This is a genomic window from Pseudonocardia hydrocarbonoxydans (assembly GCF_006539565.1).
GTDB classification, from domain to species: Bacteria; Actinomycetota; Actinomycetes; order Mycobacteriales; family Pseudonocardiaceae; genus Pseudonocardia; species Pseudonocardia hydrocarbonoxydans.
Map to the genome: position 1 here is coordinate 66,207 of NZ_BJNG01000012.1, position 17,428 is coordinate 83,634.

The 17,428-nt window shown below is 76.6% G+C and carries 16 protein-coding genes; 8 read left to right on the top strand and 8 right to left on the bottom strand.

What is annotated here, in order from left to right; genetic code table 11:
- Positions 1–2: 2 nt before the first annotated feature.
- The 5 genes from PHY01_RS06390 to PHY01_RS06410 are packed head-to-tail and all read right to left on the bottom strand — an operon-like array spanning position 3 to position 5,595.
- Positions 3–1,076: a glycosyltransferase gene (locus tag PHY01_RS06390; RefSeq protein ID WP_141277596.1), complete on the bottom strand. Its 1,074-nt coding sequence runs from the start codon at positions 1,074–1,076 to the stop codon at positions 3–5.
- Positions 1,061–2,575: a PH domain-containing protein gene (locus PHY01_RS06395; RefSeq protein ID WP_141277597.1), complete on the bottom strand. Its 1,515-nt coding sequence runs from the start codon at positions 2,573–2,575 to the stop codon at positions 1,061–1,063. Before PHY01_RS06395 ends, PHY01_RS06390 begins: the two co-directional genes overlap by 16 nt.
- Positions 2,572–3,072 carry a PH domain-containing protein gene (locus PHY01_RS06400; protein ID WP_218030032.1) on the bottom strand — a complete coding sequence of 167 codons (501 nt, stop codon included), beginning with the start codon at positions 3,070–3,072 and terminating at the stop codon, positions 2,572–2,574. The genes PHY01_RS06395 and PHY01_RS06400 overlap by 4 nt, the downstream gene beginning before the upstream one ends.
- A gap of 26 nt (positions 3,073–3,098) precedes the next feature.
- On the bottom strand, positions 3,099–3,974 hold the full coding sequence (locus tag PHY01_RS06405) for a ferredoxin family protein (RefSeq protein ID WP_141277598.1): 876 nt from the start codon (positions 3,972–3,974) through the stop codon (positions 3,099–3,101).
- A gap of 46 nt (positions 3,975–4,020) precedes the next feature.
- Entirely contained in the window at positions 4,021–5,595 is a 1,575-nt protein-coding gene (locus tag PHY01_RS06410; protein WP_246085735.1) for an AMP-binding protein, read from the bottom strand.
- A 154-nt stretch (positions 5,596–5,749) separates the two neighbouring features.
- Here PHY01_RS06410 and PHY01_RS06415 point away from each other — a divergent pair, with 154 nt between their 5' ends.
- Positions 5,750–6,394 carry a DUF2461 family protein gene (locus tag PHY01_RS06415; protein WP_170183667.1) on the top strand — a complete coding sequence of 215 codons (645 nt, stop codon included), beginning with the start codon at positions 5,750–5,752 and terminating at the stop codon, positions 6,392–6,394.
- Between the two features lie 38 nt (positions 6,395–6,432).
- Here the strand turns inward: PHY01_RS06415 and PHY01_RS06420 are convergent, their stop codons facing one another.
- The gene (locus PHY01_RS06420; RefSeq protein ID WP_218030033.1) at positions 6,433–7,002 is read right to left on the bottom strand and encodes a TetR-like C-terminal domain-containing protein; all 570 of its coding nucleotides are present in this window, start codon (positions 7,000–7,002) and stop codon (positions 6,433–6,435) included.
- A gap of 38 nt (positions 7,003–7,040) precedes the next feature.
- On the opposite strand from PHY01_RS06420, the gene PHY01_RS06425 reads away from it, so the two are divergent.
- Together PHY01_RS06425 and PHY01_RS06430 are read left to right on the top strand one after the other, a co-directional pair.
- Positions 7,041–8,519: a TLP1 C-terminal extension domain-containing protein gene (locus tag PHY01_RS06425; RefSeq protein ID WP_141277602.1), complete on the top strand. Its 1,479-nt coding sequence runs from the start codon at positions 7,041–7,043 to the stop codon at positions 8,517–8,519.
- Complete coding sequence (locus PHY01_RS06430; RefSeq protein ID WP_141277603.1) at positions 8,516–9,661, top strand: acyl-CoA dehydrogenase family protein; 1,146 nt, start codon at positions 8,516–8,518, stop codon at positions 9,659–9,661. The genes PHY01_RS06425 and PHY01_RS06430 overlap by 4 nt, the downstream gene beginning before the upstream one ends.
- On the opposite strand, the gene PHY01_RS06435 is transcribed toward PHY01_RS06430, so the two are convergent.
- Positions 9,658–10,389: a siderophore-interacting protein gene (locus tag PHY01_RS06435; RefSeq protein ID WP_141277604.1), complete on the bottom strand. Its 732-nt coding sequence runs from the start codon at positions 10,387–10,389 to the stop codon at positions 9,658–9,660. The genes PHY01_RS06430 and PHY01_RS06435 overlap by 4 nt on opposite strands.
- Complete coding sequence (locus PHY01_RS06440) at positions 10,386–11,000, bottom strand: TetR/AcrR family transcriptional regulator (RefSeq protein WP_141277605.1); 615 nt, start codon at positions 10,998–11,000, stop codon at positions 10,386–10,388. The genes PHY01_RS06435 and PHY01_RS06440 overlap by 4 nt, the downstream gene beginning before the upstream one ends.
- A 73-nt stretch (positions 11,001–11,073) precedes the next feature.
- On the opposite strand from PHY01_RS06440, the gene PHY01_RS06445 reads away from it, so the two are divergent.
- From PHY01_RS06445 to PHY01_RS06465, 5 genes are all read left to right on the top strand, one after another.
- Positions 11,074–12,531: a flavin-containing monooxygenase gene (locus PHY01_RS06445; RefSeq protein WP_141277606.1), complete on the top strand. Its 1,458-nt coding sequence runs from the start codon at positions 11,074–11,076 to the stop codon at positions 12,529–12,531.
- A 4-nt stretch (positions 12,532–12,535) separates the two neighbouring features.
- Positions 12,536–13,477: an o-succinylbenzoate synthase gene (locus PHY01_RS06450; protein WP_141277607.1), complete on the top strand. Its 942-nt coding sequence runs from the start codon at positions 12,536–12,538 to the stop codon at positions 13,475–13,477.
- 222 nt (positions 13,478–13,699) lie between these two features.
- Positions 13,700–14,626 (top strand): NAD(P)/FAD-dependent oxidoreductase, encoded by a 927-nt coding sequence (locus PHY01_RS06455; RefSeq protein ID WP_218030034.1) that lies wholly within the window; start codon positions 13,700–13,702, stop codon positions 14,624–14,626.
- A 10-nt stretch (positions 14,627–14,636) separates the two neighbouring features.
- Complete coding sequence (locus PHY01_RS06460) at positions 14,637–16,016, top strand: FAD-binding oxidoreductase (RefSeq protein WP_141277608.1); 1,380 nt, start codon at positions 14,637–14,639, stop codon at positions 16,014–16,016.
- Positions 16,013–17,422: an AMP-binding protein gene (locus PHY01_RS06465; RefSeq protein ID WP_141277609.1), complete on the top strand. Its 1,410-nt coding sequence runs from the start codon at positions 16,013–16,015 to the stop codon at positions 17,420–17,422. Before PHY01_RS06460 ends, PHY01_RS06465 begins: the two co-directional genes overlap by 4 nt.
- The last annotated feature ends 6 nt before the right edge of the window (positions 17,423–17,428 follow it).

The following is a 17,428-nucleotide window of genomic DNA, read 5'->3' on the forward strand; positions in this document are numbered from 1 at the left end:
GCCTACCCCGGCAGCAGCGCCTCCAGCTCGTCGGCGGCGGTGACGGCGCCGTCGCGGGACCGGATGCGGGCCCCGACGGCGGCCGCGGCGGCCCGGTGCGGGCCGTCGCCGAGCAGCTCGCCGACCGCCGCGGCGATCGCGTCGGGCGGGCTGTCCGGGCGCAGCACCCGCCCCGCCCCGGCCGCCTGCACGGCCGCACCCAGCATCGGGTGGACGAGCTCGGGGTGCCCCGGCAGCACGAGCACCGGCAGGTCGTTGGCCAGCGCGCGCAGCGTCGTGGCGTGCCCGCCGTGCCCGACGAGCAGGTGGGCGCGGGAGAGCACGTCGGCGTGGTCGAGCTCGCGGTGCACCTCCACCGTGGCGGGCACCCGCAGCGCGGCGGCGTCGACGCCGTCCCCGGTGCCGACGACCGCGTGCCCGTCGAGCCCGGCCAGCGCGTCGAGGATGCGCTGGAGCAGCTCGGTGCGGCCCGGGTGGTCGGCGGTGCCCACGGAGACCGCGACGAGCGCGTCGGGCTCGCGGGCGGGGGGCCGCAACCGGCCGACGACGGCGCCGGTGTGCACCGCGCCCGCGGGCAGCGGGCCGTCGAGATCGGGGTCGGTGGCCACCAGCACCCGCGCGGCCCGGCCCCACAGCGCGGCGGGCCGCATCCGCCGGAGCCGGGCGGCGAGCCCGAGGGGGCCTGCGGACCAGCGCTCGGCCAGGTAGCGGTACAGCGTGGGGACCAGCACCGCGGTCGGGATGCCCGAGCGCTCCGCCTCGCGCAGCGCCGACAGGCAGGTGGCGTCGACGAGCACGAGATCGGGGCGGCGGCGCCCCAGCTCGGTGCGCACGTCGAGCCCGGTCCCGGGGTCGAGCGCCAGCGCCACCCGCGCGGCGAGGAACCGGTTCTCCGGCACCGCGACGGCCCGCGCGGCGTGGGCGTAGGCGGCGAACCCGAGGCCCGCGCCGTGCACCGCGGCGTAGCGGTCGGCGTGGTCGAGCACGCGGACGTCGTGGCCGCGGCGCACCAGCTCGGAGCCGATGCCGAGCGGGGCCGGGCCCGCGGCGCGGGTGACGATCAGGACGCGGGCCATCGGGCCTCCTCCGGGACCAGGAACGGGGTGAGCAGGCGGGGCACCGTGGCGTCGGCGAGCGCGACGCCGTCGGCCGCGGCGACGTCGAGGACGGTGTAGCCGCCCTGGCCCGCCGCCGTCACCGCCTCGACGGTGACGACGCCGGCCCGGCGCTGGAACACGCTCTGCCGGACGGTCATCCCGAGCACCCCGTCGCGCTGCAGGGCGACGGTCCGGCGCACCAGCGATCCCTGCCGGGTGACGAGGAACCGCGCGGTGAGCTCGTGGCCGAGCTGGGCGTAGCGGTCGAGGCCCAGCAGCACGGCGAGGGGGAGCAGCAGCAGCGACAGCGGCCCCGCCCACGCGGGACCGACGGCGAACAGCCCCGCGCACACCACCGCGGCCGGAACGACGGCGCGGGTGAGCCGTCGGGTCCGGGCGGCGGGCGGGTGGGTGCGCAGCGGGGCCCCGGTGATCTCCGCGGGATGCGCGCGCAGCGCCGCCGACGCCACCCGGTGGGCCTCGCCGCGCGGCGCGGGGGGCTGCAGCGCGCCGCCCTGCGCGTCGGCGGACAGGCCGGTCGACAGCGCCCGGCACTGCGCGCCGCGTCCGGCGCGCAGCAGCAGCGGCTCGACGATCTCGGCCCCGCGCAGGCGCTGCTCCGACACCGACAGCGACCGCCGCGTCAGCAGGCCCCGCTTCACCCGCAGCGTGCTCCCGCCGTCGCCGGCCTCGCGGGTGAGCCGGTAGTCGTACCAGCGCTCGGCGTAGAGCAGCAGCGAGCCGACGACGGCGAGCACGAGCAGCACCGTCACCACGACCAGGACGCCGAGCCAGAGCGGGGCCGCGCCGAGGCGGTCGGCCGCGTCGTCGACGGCGCCGATGTCGCGGGGGTCGACGCCCAGGTCGTCGACGAGGTTGAACACGGTGGCCCCGATCGCGCCGATGCCCGCGATGGAGGAGAACGTCAGCGGGGCGAAACGCAGCCAGGACCAGTCCAGGCGGGCCAGCGGCTCGGCCTCCGGGGCCTCCGGTGCCGCGGCGACGGGCGCGTCGGCGGGGGAGCGGGAGAGCAGCTCGCGGCGCAGCAGGTCGGCCTCGGCCGTGCTGACGGCGTCGAGGCTCAGCCCGGCCGACTCCAGCGGCGACCCCGACGCCGCACCCACCTGCACCACCGACAGCCCGAACGCGCGGTGCAGCAGGCGGGCGGTGAGGTCGACGGTGCGGATGCGGTCGCGCGGGACCGAGCGGCGCTGCCGGCGCAGCCAGCCGGTGTGCAGCTCGACTCGCTCCGCGGTGATCCGGTACCGCGTCGTGCGCCAGCGGACGACCCCGGCCGCCACGACGACGACGGCCGCGGCGACGGCGATCCCGATCCGCGCCGGGTCGGCCCCGCCGCCGGTGATCATCAGGATCAGCACCAGCGGCAGCAGCCGCCCGAGGCTGCCGAGCGGCCCGACCACGAGCATCCGGGGGTCCAGGCGCCGCCAGGGCGGCCCGGCCGGGTCGCCCGGGGTCACGTCGCGTCCCCGGGGGTGGCCTGGGTGGTCTCGGTCAGCGTGCGGGCGAGCTCCGCGGCGTCTCCCGCGTCCAGCCCGGCGATCTTGACGGCCCCGCGCGACGACGCCGTGGTGACGGTGACGGTGGCCAGCTTGAGCAGCTGCTGCAGCGGCCCGTGCTGGGTGTCGACGGTCTGCACGCGCGAGATCGGCGCGATCCGCCACTCGCGCACCAGCCAGCCCGACAGCGTGTAGACGGCCTCGTCGGTGATCTCCCACCGGTGGATGCGGAACAGGATCCGCGGCACGACCAGCAGATAGGCGAGCACGCCGACGACCGTGGCCGCGAGCGTCCACGGCCACACGGGCGCGCCCGTCGTCAGCAGCATGACGAGCTGGGGCGCGCCGAGCACGACGAGCCAGGGCAACGCCCGCAGCTGCCACCAGCGGACGGCCCGCGGGCTCACCCGGTGCGCGGGCGGTCGCAGCGGCGGTTCGACGTTCATGGTCGAGATCATGCCCGCACCGTGCGGGGCGGGGGCGTTCAGACCGGGCGGACCGAGGTGGCGTGCAGCGCGACGTAGGGCAGCGCGGCGATCCCGCAGGACGGCGGGCGCGGCCCGGCGCCGGGCCGCTGCGCCACCTCCACCGCCCACCGCCGCCCGGACGGCCCGTGGACGGTGACCGTGCCGGGGCGGGCGAGGGGATCGAGGGTGAGCGCGTCGGCGTCGCGCAGGCCGGTGACCTCGCGGACGGCCAGCTCGGCGACCTGCCCCGCCGCCGACCACGTCGACCGGCCCCGGCTCAGCCCCGCCTCCGTCTCGCCCAGCGCGGCGGCCTTGCGGGCGGCGACCGCGGTGGCCGGGTCGAGCCGGCCGTAGAGGTAGCCGGTGGGCAGCACGAGCGCGGTGGGGGCGAAGCGGTGCCCGCCCAGGTGGCTGCACTCCCACACGTCCGGCTCGCCGACGGCGGTGACGGCGACGGCGAGCGCGCGGCCGTCGACGGCGCAGCAGCGGTCGCGGCGGCCGTGCGTGCAGACCAGCAGCAACGGGTCGGCCACCCGGTCGCCGGGCAGCGGGCCGGTGGCCGGCAGCGGCACCGCGGCCAGGTCGCGGGGGCCCTCGACGGTGAGCACCGTGGTGTGCGAGGTGCCCGGGACGGTGTCGGCGAGGAAGACCCGCGTGCCGGTGCCGGTGTCGGCGCGGCGGCCGGGGCGGCGGACGAGCAGCGGACGCCAGCCCGCGGCGCCTGCGCGGGCGGCGAAACCGGAGACCGACGGGTCGGGATGGGAGGCGATGTCACGCGGCCACGCGCCGCGGTGCTCGATCGCCACCCACCGGGCGGCCTGCGGTGCGGTGCCCGCGAGCGGCTCGTCGAGGGCGCGCGCGAGCACCGCGCACCGGCCCTCGGGTCCCGCCATCGGGCGAGGCTACCGTAAGGGTCACCTAACCCGCTCGGGTGACGGGTCAGCTCGTCAGCTCGCGGTGCACGACCTTGCCGGTGGCGTTGCGCGGCAGCTCGTCGAGGAACACCACGTCGCGCGGCACGGCGAACCGGCTCAGCTCGGCCTTCACCCAGCCCCGCACCGCGTCGGCGTCGGCCGTCGCACCGGGCTCCAGCACCACGAAGGCGGCGAGGCGCTGCCCGTACTCCTCGTCCTCGACGCCCGCGACGGCCGCCTCGCGCACCTCCGGGCGGGCGGTGATCAGGTCCTCCACCGGCCCGGGGTGCACGTTCTCCCCACCGCTGACGATCATGTCGTCGGCCCGGCCGGTGAGGTGCAGCCGACCCGCGGCGTCGAGCCTGCCGATGTCGCCGGTGCCCATGAGGTCGCCCGCCCGCTCGACGTCGGCACCCTCGCGCGTGTACCCCTCGAACGGCATGTCGTTGCCGACGAACACGCGCCCCTCGGTGCCGGCGGGCACCTCCTCGCCGCGCTCGTCCAGGACGGCCAGGCGGGTGCCCAGCGGTGCGCGCCCCGCGGTGCCGGGCGCCGCGCGCAGGTCGTCGGGCCCGGCGATGCTGACCCAGGAGACCTCGGTGGAGCCGTAGAGGTTGTAGAGGCACTCGCCGTAGCGGTCGAGGAACGCGGTGGCCAGCCCCGCGGGCAGTGCCGAGCCGCTGACGGCGACGACCCGCGCCATGCCGGGGGCCGCCGGCTCCTCCATGGCGCGCTGCAGCATCACCGGCACCGCGAACACCGCGTCGCAGGCCGCCGCCAGCTGCAGGAACCGGGCCGGCTCGAACTTCGCGCTGAGCACCACCGGGGAGCCCAGCAGCATCGCGAGCTGCAGCGCGGCGTGGCCCCAGGTGTGCAGCAGCGGCGCGGCGATGTGCACCGGCTCGCCCGCGCGCAGCGGGATGGAGCCCAGCACCGCGGCGATCGGCGCGAGGTTGTGCGGCGGGGGACGGCGGGCGCCCTTGGGCGGGCCGGTGGTGCCGGAGGTCAGCACGATGGTGTGGCCGCCCGCGGGCCGGAACGGCAGCGTCCCCGGGCCGCCGCGGGCGATCGGCTCCGCCACGTCGCGCACCACCCGGCACGAGCCGGGCAGGTCGGTGAACTCCTCGTCGGCGAGCAGGGTGTGCACGCCCAGCTCGTCGACGACCTCGGCGCGCTGGCCCGCCGACATGCCGGTGTTGAACAGCACGACGTCGGCGCCCAGCTTGCCCGCCGCGATCTGCATCTCCACGGCGCCGCGGTGGTTGCGGCACAGCACCCCGACCCGGGTGCCCTCGCCGACCCCGTCCGCCGCCAGCGCCAGCGCGAGCCGGTCGGTGCGCTCGTGCACCTGGCCGAAGGTGAGGGTGCCGAGGTCGTCGACGATCGCGGGGCGGTCGGGATGGCGGGCCGCCCCGGCCTCGTACCCGGCGGCGACGGTGAGCCGGTAGCGCACGGCCGCCGTCGCCATGCGGGCCAGGCGGTCGGGCCGGACCGGGCCCAGCACCCCCGCCCGGCCGAGCTCGCGCAGCGCGCGCGCCGTACCGGTCGCCTCGTCCGCCACCGCCCGCACGGCGGTCCACACCCTGTTCGCCCCGATCACGCCGCGATCCTCGCAGTGCGGGTCCGCGGACGCAGCGCGGCCCGGTCGCGCTCAGGAGGCCGCGAGAGCCTCGCGCGCGCGACAATCGGGCCGCTGTGGGGAACCTGTGCGTCCGCTGTGGAACCGCACGGCCCCGCATTCCGTCCAATCCGCCGTGTTCACCACCGACGCCACCGCGTTCCTGTCCGAGATCGCCGCCGACAACACCGCCGCGTTCTTCGCCGCCCACCGCCACCGCCACGCCGGCGCCCTCGACGCCCCGCTGCGTGACCTCGCCGCCGCGCTGGCGGAGGAGTTCGGGCCGTTGCGGGTGCTGCGCCCGCACCGCAACCGCCGCTTCCGGCCGGACCTGCCGCCCTACCGCACCGACGCCGGGCTGGTCGGCGCCGACCCGCCCCGCGCGGTGCTGCTGTCGGCCACCGCTTTCACGGTGTCGGTGGGGCCGTGGCGGTTCGACCGCGGCCAGCGTGCCCGGTTCCGTGCCGCCGTCGACGACGAGCTGGGCGCGCTGCTCGACGGCTGGACCGTCGCGTCCCCGCGGCTCACCGGCCTGCCCCGGGGAGTGCGCACCGACGACCCGCACCTGCCTCTGCTGCGCCTGGACGGGCTGCAGGTGCAGCGGTCGTGGCCGGTGGGGGACTGGCTGGGCACCGGGGAGCCGCTGCGGCGGGTCCGGGAGACCTGGCGCGCCGCGGGCCCGGTGCTGCGCTGGCTCGACCGGCACGTCGGCCCGCCCGACCCCGTCGTCCCCCGCCCCCGCCCACCCGCCGTGCCGACCGTGGCCGAGGAGCCGGGGTGAGCCGGGTGCCGGACGGCGTGGTGGCATCGGGGCAGGGGTCAGGGCCGCACCGCGCGCAGGGCCGCGTCCACCACCACGTCGGCGTAGGCGGGGTCGCGGGGGCCGGCGGGGGCGAACAGCACGTGGCTGAGCACCGCGCCGGTCACCAGCTCCAGCAGCAGCGTCGTCGGCGTGCCGACGGGCAGCTCGCCGCGGGCGATCCCGCGCCGCACGATCTCCCGGGCGGCGAGCAGGCGGCTGGTGTTGAGCGTCTGGGTCAGCCCGGCGAGCAGCTCGGGGTGCACGCGGGCCTCCATCGCCGCGCGCAGCGTCACCAGCCCGGCGGGGCCGGTGTAGCCGTCGAGGAGCTGGCGGGCGAGCTCGGTGAGGTCGCCGCGCACCGTCCCGGTGTCGACCGGCACCGGCAGCGGGCTGCGCACCTCCAGCGCCTGCACCAGCAGCGCGGCCTTGCCCGACCACCGGCTGTAGAGCGCGGCCCGCCCGACCCGGGCCCGGCGGGCCACGGCGTCCAGGGTGAACCCGGCCCAGCCCGTCTCCGCGTACACCTCGATGACGGCGTCGAACACGCGCCGTTCCAGGTCGGGATCGCGGGGGCGGCCACGGGTCACATTTACGGACAGTACCTGTCTGTATTAGCGTCCGGGTCGTGACGTCAGACGAACGGCGACCGGTGCTGGTCGGGGTCGGGCAGGTCCGCGGCAACCGGGAGCGCACGGTCGAGGGCTCCCGGGAGCCGCTGCCGCTCATCCTCGACGCCGTGCGCGCGGCGGCGGCCGACGGCGGGGTCGACCTCGCGACGGTCGACTCCGTGTTCACCGTGCACGTCGCCAGCTGGGCCTACGACGAGCTCGCCGCCCGGATCGCCCGGGAGATCGGGGCCGGCCCGCGGCACACCGTCGACACGACCGTCGGCGGCCAGCGCCCCGCGGAGCTGCTGGAGCGGGCGGCGGCGCGGATCGCGGCGGGCGGGTCGCGGGTCGCGCTGATCGCCGGCGGGGAGGCCCAGGCCTCGGTGCAGGCGTTGTGGCGCAACGGGATCGACCCCGCGCAGCGCTGGAGCGCCACCCCCGGCGGGCCGCCGTCGTTCGAGGAGAGCGGGCTGCGCAGCGACGCCATGGCCGCGACCGGGCTGATCCTGCCCACCCGCGTCTACCCCTTGTTCGAGAACGCCCTGCGCGCCGCCCGCGGCGAGACCCCGGAGCGGTCCGCGCGCGCGTCCGCCGAGCTGTACGCCGCGTTCTCGCAGGTGGCGGCCGCGAACCCGGCCGCGTGGAACCCCGAGCCGCGTACCCCCGAGGAGATCGGCACCGCGGGCCCGGGCAACCGGATGGTCTGCGAGCCCTACCCGTTGGCGCTCAACGCGATGCCGATGGTCGACCAGGCCGCCGCGGTGCTCGTCACCTCGCTGGCCGCGGCCCGCGAGGCGGGCGTCCCGGAGGAGCGGATCGTGCACGTGTGGGGCGGCGCGGGCGCCCACGACGCCGTCGACGTGCTGGCGCGGCCGGGCTTCGCCGCGTCGGACGCCCTGGCCGACGTCCTCGACCGCACGCTGTCCGCCACCGGGCTCGCACCGTCGGACCTCGACGTCATCGACGTCTACAGCTGCTTCCCGGTCGTGCCCAAGCTGGTCGGGGCGCACCTGGGGATCGCGCCCCCGGTCGGGGTCACCGGCGGGCACTCGGCGTTCGGCGGGCCGCTGTCGAGCTACACGCTGCACGCGCTGGTCGCCGTCACCGAGCGGCTGCGGTCGGTCCCCGGCACCGCCCTGGTGCACGGCAACGGCGGCTACCTCACCCACGAGCACGCGCTGGTCGTCAGCACGACGCCGCACGACTACGTCGGCGACCCGGAGTCCCGCAGCACCGCGCGGCCCGGGCCCCCGGTCCAGGAGCGCGTCGACGGCGAGGAGGTGACGGTGGAGACCGCCACCGTCGAGCACGGCCGCGACGGCACACCGGCGCAGGCGTTCCTGGTGGCGCGCACGGAGTCCGGGGCGCGGTACTGCGCGGCGACGGCACCCGGCGACACGGCGAGTGCCGACGCGCTGTCGTTGCGGCACGGCGAGACCGTCGGGCGCAGGGTCCGCGCGACGACGAAGGGCGAGCACGTGGTGGTGGAGTCATGAGTGTCGATCCGTGGCGTACCGACGAGCGGCGCGCCCTGCGCGCGCTGGTCGCCGACTTCACGACCCGCGAGATCGTGCCGCACCTGGCCGACTGGGAGCGCGACGGCGAGGTCCCGCGCGCGCTGCACGAGAAGGCCGCGGAGGTCGGGCTGCTCGGCGTCGCGTTCCCCGAGGAGGTCGGCGGGGGCGGCGGCGACGCGATCGACGGGTTCCTCGTCGCGGAGCAGATCATCCTGTCCGGCGGGTCGGGCGGACTGGTCGCGGCGCTGCTGACGCACGGCATCGCGCTGCCGCACATCGTGGCGGCCGGTGACCCGGACCTGATCGAGCGGTTCGTGCGTCCCACCCTGGCCGGGCGCATGATCGGCGCGTTGGGGATCACCGAGCCCGAGGGCGGGTCCGACGTCGCCGGGATCCGGACGCGGGCCCGCCGCGAGGGCGACGAGTACGTCGTCGACGGGGCGAAGCTCTACATCACCTCCGGCGTGCGCGCGGACTTCGTCACCACGGCGGTGCGGACGGGCGGCGACGGGCACGCGGGGGTGTCGCTGCTGGTCGTCGAGAAGGGCTCGCCCGGGTTCGGGGTGTCGCGCAGGCTCGACAAGATGGGCTGGCTCTGCTCCGACACCGCGGAGCTGTCCTACGCCGGGGTCCGGGTCCCGGCCGGGCACCTCGTCGGCGCGGAGGGCACCGGCTTCCTGCAGATCGCGCAGCAGTTCCAGAGCGAGCGGTTGTCGCTGGCCGTGCAGGCCTACGCCACCGCGCAGCGCTGCTACGACCTGACCAGCACCTGGATCCGGGAGCGCGAGACGTTCGGCCGGCCGCTGGCCTCGCGCCAGGTGGTGCGCCACCGGATGGCGGAGATGGCGCGGCAGATCGACGTCGCGCGCGTCTACGCGCAGGCGGTGACGACCCGCTGGCTCGCCGGCGAGTCGATGCTGATGGAGACCGCGATGGCCAAGAACACCGCGGTCGCCGCCTGCGACCACACCGTGTACGAGTGCGTGCAGCTCCTCGGCGGCATGGGCTACATGCGCGAGCACGAGGTGGAGCGGCACTACCGCGACGCGCGGCTGCTGAGCATCGGCGGCGGCACGACGGAGATCATGAACGAGATCATCGTGAAGCTGCTCGGCTTCTAGCGGGCCCGCCAGTAGCCGGTGGCGTAGACGGCGCGGCGGTCCAGGCCGCGGTCGTCGAGCAGGTGCCGGCGCAGGTCCTTGACACACGCGCTCTCACCGGAGAGCCACGCCTGCCCGCGCCCGGGCGGGAACTCCGCCGCCCGCACCGCCTCGGCCAGCGGGGTCCCGGCGTCGCGGTCGCCGCGGTGGACCCAGGTGACACCGGGCAGCGGCTGCTCCTCGGCGGCGTCGGCCACCTCCAGGAACGTCAGCGCCGGCACCCCGTCCGGCAGCGCGTCGAGCACCGTGGCGACGGCGGGCAGCGCGGTCTCGTCGCCGATGACGACGTGGAAGTCGGCGGTCGGGTCGGGCTCGTAGCGGCCGCCCGGCTCGGAGACACCGACCCAGGCCCCGGGCCGCGCGTCGGCCGCCCAGGCCGCGGCGGGCCCGTCGCCGTGCAGGACGAAGTCGACGTCGAGCTCGCCCGCGCCCGCGTCGAACCGCCGGACCGTGTACGTCCGGATCGCCGGCCGCGCCTCACCCGCCGGCCACACCGGGCCGCCGGACGCCGCCCGCGGCACGGCGGGCCGCTCCTGGCCGGGCACGGGGAAGAACATCTTGATCCGGCGGTCCGGGCCGTCGCCGGGGAAGCCGGCCAGCTCGTCGCCGGCCAGCGTCACGCGGATCATCCGCGGGGTGACCCGCTCGCTGCGCCGGACCTGCAGCAGCCGGGGTGCCGTCGTGCTCATGCCCCCAGTGTCCCGCGGCCCGCATCGTGGGCGCCCAGGCCCGTCCAGGCCAGGTCCATCAGGTACTCGGTGGCCTGCTCGGAGGTGACGGTCCGCGCGCTGCCGCGCCACACCGCCAGCCGCTCGCAGGCCCCGACGATCACCTGTGCCCAGCCCGCGAGGCGCTGCGGATCGGTGCCGGGGGCCTGGGCGGCGAGCAGGGCGGCGATGAAGTCGGTCTGCTGGGCGCGGATGCCCTCCAGCGCCTCGCCCGCGACCGTCGACTCGCAGTACAGCAGCGTCCACTCCGGTTCGTGGCGCTCGAGGTAGTCGAAGAACGCGCGGGTGCCGCGGCGCAGCATCTCCTCGGGGGTGTCGGCCGAGGCCGCGGCGCCCGAGGTCACCTCCAGCAGCTCGGCGCGGGCGCGGGAGATGCAGGCCAGCAGCAGGCCGTCCTTGGAGCCGAAGTGGGTGTAGAGCACCGGCTTGGTGACGCCCACCCGCTCGGCGACGGCGTCCATCGAGGCGCTCTGGAAGCCCCGCTCGCTGAACACGGCGACGGCGGCGTCGAGGATCTGCTGCTCGCGCTCAGCCCGCCCGACCCGCCGCCGGGGGGAACCTGTCGTCGTCACGGCGTGACCCTACCGCAGGTAACTTACCCGTGGTAACTTACCGGCGGTAACAGCAACTCGGGGAGGTTCGGGCATGACCGATCAGACCGTGGACGTGGCCATCGTCGGCAGCGGGTTCGCCGGGCTCGGCGCCGCCGTCAAGCTCGCGGAGGCCGGCCGCGGCGACTTCGTCATCCTGGAGAAGGGCGAGAGCGTCGGCGGCACCTGGCGGGACAACACCTACCCGGGCTGCGCCTGTGACGTGCAGAGCCACCTGTACTCGTTCTCCTTCGCCCCCAACCCGGACTGGACGCGCACCTTCGCGCGTCAGCCCGAGATCCGCGCGTACCTGGAGTCGATCGCCGACCGCTACGGCCTGCGCGACCGCCTGCGCTTCGGCCGCGAGATCACCGGCATGGAGTGGGACGGCTCCCGCTGGGCGGTCAGCAGCGCCGACGGCTCCGTCGTGCACGCCCGCGCCGTGGTGTGGGGCACCGGCCCGCTGCACCTGCCCTCGACGCCCGACATCGAGGGCCTCGAGGACTTCCGCGGCACCGCCTTCCACTCCTCGCGCTGGAACCACGACCACGACCTGCGCGGCCGGCGCGTCGCCGTCATCGGCACGGGGGCGAGCGCGATCCAGTTCGTCCCGCAGATCCAGCGCGAGGTCGGCTCGCTGACGCTGTTCCAGCGCACCGCCCCGTGGGTGCTGCCCAAGCCCGACCGCGAGATCCCCGCCGTGCTCCGCTCGCTCTACCGGGCGTTCCCGGCCGCGCAGCGGGTGCAGCGCTCGCTGGTCTACGCGCGCAACGAGATGCTCGTCGGCGGGTTCCTCAAGCCCGCCCGGATGAAGGTCATCGAGGGCTTCGCGCGGGCCTACCTCGACCGCAAGTTCGCCGACCGGCCCGACCTCAAGGCCAAGCTGACGCCGGACTTCACCATCGGCTGCAAGCGCATCCTCATGTCCAACGACTACTACTCGGCGCTGAAGCAGCCGAACGTCGACGTCGTCACCGACGGGATCGTGCGGGTCACCGAGAAGGGCGTCGTCACGGCGGACGGGATCGAGCACGAGGTCGACACGATCATCTTCGGCACCGGGTTCCGGGTCGGGGAGGGCATGGGCGAGGTGGCCGTGACCGGGCGCGACGGCGTCAAGCTCGCCGACGTCTGGGCCGACGGCCCGCAGGCCCACCTCGGCACCACCGTCGCCGGCTTCCCCAACCTGTTCCTCATGATCGGCCCGAACACCGGGCTGGGGCACAGCTCGATGGTCTTCATGATCGAGTCGCAGACCAGCTTCATCGTCGACGCGCTGCGCCTGCTCGACGCCCACGGCGCCACCGCGCTCGACACCCGCCGTGACCGCCAGGACGCCTTCAACGCCGAGATCCAGAAGCGGCTGGAGGGGTCGGTGTGGAACTCCGGCGGCTGCAAGTCCTGGTACCTCGACGCGAGCGGCAACAACCGCACCGTCTGGCCCGGCTACACGTTCGACTACCGCCGCCGCACCCGGAAGGTGAACCCGGCCGATCACGAGCTGGTTGCATAGGGGCGTGTTCGTCTACTCCCTGCCGATGACCACCCGGTTCCGCGGGATCACCGTCCGGGAGGGCCTGCTGGTCGAGGGGCCCGCGGGGTGGGGCGACTTCTGCCCCTTCCCCGAGTACGACGACGCCGAGTCGCGGGCCTGGTACGACGCGGCGCACGAGGCGGCTTTCGACGGCTGGCCGGCGCCGGTCCGGTCGTCGGTGCCGGTGAACGCGATCGTCCCGGCCGTGCCGCCCGCCGTGGCCCACGCGATGGTGCGGGCGTCGGGCTGCGGCACGGCGAAGGTCAAGGTCGCCGACGCCCCGGGCTCGCTGCCCGAGGACCTCGCGCGCGTCGAGGCCGTCCGCGATGCGCTCGGGCCGGGCGGGCACGTGCGCGTCGACGCCAACGCCCGGTGGACCGTCGAGGAGGCCGTGACCGCGATCCGTGCCCTGGACCGCGCGGCCGGCGGGCTGCAGTACGTCGAGCAGCCGTGCGCGTCGCTGGAGGATCTCGCCGCGGTGCGCCGCCGGGTGGACGTGCGGATCGCCGCCGACGAGTCGATCCGCCGCGCCGAGGACCCGCTGCGCGTCGCCGTGGCGGGGGCGGCGGACGTCGCGGTGCTCAAGTGCGCCCCGCTGGGCGGGGTGCGCCGCGCGCTGGAGGTGGCGCAGGCGTGCGGTCTGCCGTGCGTGGTGTCCTCGGCGCTGGAGTCCGGCGTCGGCCTGGCCGCGGAGATCGCGCTGGCCGGGGCGCTGCCGTCGCTGGAGTTCGCGTGCGGGCTGGGGACGGGGGCGCTGCTGGCGGCCGACGTCGTGGACGACCCGCAGGCCCCGGTCGACGGGTTCCTCACCGTGCCCACCCGCGCCCCCGAACCCACCCGCCGCCACGAGGTGCCGGCGGACGCCGCCCGTACGCGGTGGTGGCTCGACCGTCTCGAGCGGATCCGGCCCGCCGCGCAGGCCTGACCTGCCCCGGCCCGTCCTGCGCCGCCGTGGTCGCGCCGCCTCACCGCACGGGTCTGATCGCTGCCGCCCCCCGGGACCTCGGCCTCCCGGTCTCCTCCCGGCGCTCCTTTGCTCTGCACACCGATACGCAACGCGATGCGTATCGGTGTGCAGAGCAAAGGAGGGCGTCAGTGGGCCCCCCGCCGTCGGGCGGACGCACCGGCGGGCGCCTAGCGTGGCGACGTGTCTGTGATCGTCGTGGGGGCCGGGATCGCCGGGATCGCGTGCGCGCGGGAGGTGGCGGCCGCGGGCCTGCCGGTGCGGGTGCTGGAGCGCTCGCGGGTCGTCGGCGGGCGGCTGGCGAGCCGGCGGCTGGCCGGGCGGCCGGTCGACCTGGGCGCGGCCTACTTCACCGTGCGCGACCCCGGTTTCGCCGCGGTCGTCCAGGGCTGGGAGGACGCCGGCCTGGTCCGGGAGTGGACCTCCGAGCCCGCCGTGCTGGGCGACGGGAGGCGCGGCTGCGCGCCGGGCCCCGTCCGCTACGCCGCACCGGGCGGGCTGCGCAGCCTGGTCGCCGACCTCGCCACCGGGCTCGACGTCCGCCTCGGGCACCGGGTGACGCGCGTCGGCCCGGGACCCGTCGTCGACGGCGAGCCCGCCGACACGGTCGTCCTCGCGATGCCCGACCCGCAGGCCGCGGCGCTGCTCGGCACGGCGTCGCCCGCCCCGGACTGGACGCCGGTGATCGCCGTCGCCGCGGCGTGGTCGCGGCGCCGCTGGAGCGAGCTGCCGGTCGCATTCGTCAACGACCATCCGGTGCTCACCCTCGTCGCCGACGACGGCGACCGCCGCGGCGACGGTGCACCGGTGCTGGTCGCCCACACCACCGCCGAGGTCGCGCGCGCCCACGACGAGGACCCCGACGCCGCCGTCCCGCTGGTCCTCGACGCGCTGGCCGGGCTGCTCGGCGTGTCGGTGGAGCCGGAGTGGACCTACGCCCACCGCTGGCGCTACGCCTCGCCCGCACAGGACCGCGACGAGCCCTTCCACCTCGGTGACGACGGCATCGCCCTCGCCGGCGACGGCTGGGGGAAGGCCCGGGTGGAGACGGCCTGGCGGTCCGGCACGCTCCTCGGGCGCGCCCTCGCCACCCGCGTGGGCGCGGGTTAGCGTCGTGGTCATGTCGCCCCTGCCCCCGGCGCTGGCGGCGGCCCTGCCGCGGCAGCACCTGCTCACCGACCCCGCCACCGTCGCGCCCTACCGGCACGACGAGGCGGAGTGGGCGCCGTACGGCACCCCGCTGGCCGTCGCCCGGCCCTCGACGACCGCCGAGGTGGCCGCGATCGTCAGCGCCTGCGCGGACCACCGGATCCCCGTGGTGACGCGCGGGGCGGGCACCGGGCTCTCCGGCGGAGCGAACGCCGTCGACGGGTGCGTGGTCCTGTCGACCGAGCGGATGCGCGACATCGTCGAGATCGACCCCGCGGAACGGCTCGCGGTCGTCCAGCCCGGCGTCGTCAACGACGACCTGCGCGCGGCCGCGGCGAAGGAGGGGCTGTGGTACCCACCGGACCCGGCCAGCGCGCCCTGGTCGACGATCGGCGGCAACGTCGCGACCAACGCGGGCGGGCTGTGCTGCGTCAAGTACGGGGTGACGCGCGACTACGTGCTCGCGCTGGAGGTCGTGCTGGCCGACGGGCAGGTCGTGCGGCTCGGGCGGCGCACGGCCAAGGGCGTCGTCGGCTACGACCTGGCGGGGCTGATGGTCGGCTCGGAGGGCACGCTCGGCGTCGTCACCGAGGTGACGGTGAAGCTGCGGCCCGCCCGCACCACCGCCCCGCGCACCGTCGTCGGCTTCTTCGACTCGCTGCCCGCGGCGGGTGACGCGATCGCGCGGGTGACGGCGGCCGGTCTGCAGCCGGCGATCTTCGAGCTGGTCGACCGGGTGTGCCTGCAGGCGGTGAACGACTGGAAGCGGGCCGGGCTGCCGACGGGCGCGGCGGCGCTGCTGCTCGCCCAGACCGACCTCCCCGAACCCGCCGCCGAGTACGAGGCCGAGCAGATCCACGCCGCGTTCCTGGCCGCCGGGGCGAGCGAGGCGATGCTGTCCACCGACCCCGTCGAGGCCGAGGCGCTGTTCGACGCCCGGCGCCTGGCCTACCCCGCCCTGGAGCAGCTCGGCCAGGCCATGCTCACCGAGGACGTCTGCCTCCCGCGCGGCCGGATCGCGCAGATGCTGGCGAGGATCGAGCAGATCGCGGCGCAGCGCGACGTCGTGATCGCCACCGTCGCCCATGCCGGTGACGGCAACCTGCACCCGCTGATGCTCACCCCGCACGGCGACGACGCGGCCCGCGTCCGCACCCAGGCCGCCTTCGACGACATCGTCGACGCAGCGCTCGACCTCGGCGGCACCGTCACCGGCGAGCACGGCGTCGGGCTGCTCAAGCGCGACGGGGCGCTGCGCGAGCTCGGGCCGACGGTCGTCGCGATGCACCGCGCCGTCAAGGCGGCCCTGGATCCGCACGGGATCCTCAACCCGGGCAAGGTGATCGCGTGACCCTGCTCCCCACCCTGCTCGACCCGTCCGACCGACCCGCCCTGCGCGCGGGGGAGGACGCCCTGACCCACGCCGAGCTGGCGTGCGTCGCCGACGCGCTGTCCGAGCGGATCCGGGCGACCGGCGCGAAGCGGATCGCGGTGCACGCGGTGCCCGGGATCCACACGGCCGTCGCGGTGGCCTCGGCCGTGCTCGCCGGGGTGCCCGCGGTGCCCGTCAACCCGAGGCTGGGGGAGCGCGAGCTGGCCCACGTGCTGGGCGACTCCGGGCCCGGCGCGGTGCTCGCCGCCCCGGGTGCCGACCTGCCCGGCGGGCTCGCCGACCTCCCGCGGATCGACGTCGAGCTGGGCAGCACCGGCGGCGGAGCGCCCCCACGCGACCCAGGCCCGGCCGCGCCCGCGCTGGTCGTCTACACCTCGGGGACGACCGGCCCGCCCAAGGGCGCGGTGCTCTCCCGCGGCGCCGTCGCGGCCAACCTCGACGCGCTCGCCGACGCCTGGTCCTGGACCGGCGACGACGTGCTGGTCCACGCGCTGCCGCTGTTCCACGTGCACGGCCTCGTGCTGGGGGTGCTCGGCCCGCTGCGCCGCGGCGGGGCGCTGCACCACCTTCCCGCCCTGGACGCCGCCGCGCTCGCCGCCGCCGTCGACGACGGGGCAACGATGGTGTTCGGCGTGCCGACGCAGTACCACCGGCTCGCCGACCAGCTCGGTCCCGATCCGGACGCCGCACGCCGGATCGGCCGCGCCCGGCTGCTGGTCTCGGGCTCCGCGGCGCTCACCGCCGTCGACCACGCCCGGCTGCGCGCCGCCACCGGCCTCGCGGTCCGCGAGCGCTACGGGCTCACCGAGTCGCTGATCCTCACCGCCGCCCGCGCCGACGAGGAGCCCGAGCCCGGCACCGTCGGCAGGCCGCTGGCCGGCACCGAGGTGCGGCTGGACCCCGTCGAGGGCGACCCGGAGCTGGGCACCGTGCACGCCCGCGGCCCCGGCCTGTTCGACGGCTACCTGGGCCGCGACGGCGGCATCGGCGCCGACGGCTGGTTCGCCACCGGCGACATCGGCCGCTGGACGGAGTCGGGCGCGCTCGCCCTCGTCGGGCGCCAGGCCACCGACCTGATCAAGTCCGGCGGCTACAAGATCGGGGCGGGGGAGATCGAGAACGCCCTGCTGGAGCACGCGGGCGTCGCGGAGGCGGCGGTGTTCGGCGTCGCCGACGACGACCTGGGCGAGCGGGTCGTGGCCGTCGTCGTCGCCGCGGGGCCCCCGCCCGCGGAGCGGGAGCTGATCGACCACGTCGCCGCGCAGCTCGCCCCGCACAAACGGCCGCGCGAGGTGCGGTTCGTCGACGCGCTGCCGCGCAACGACATGGGCAAGGTGCTCAAGGCCCGTTTACGCGAGGGCTGATCCCGG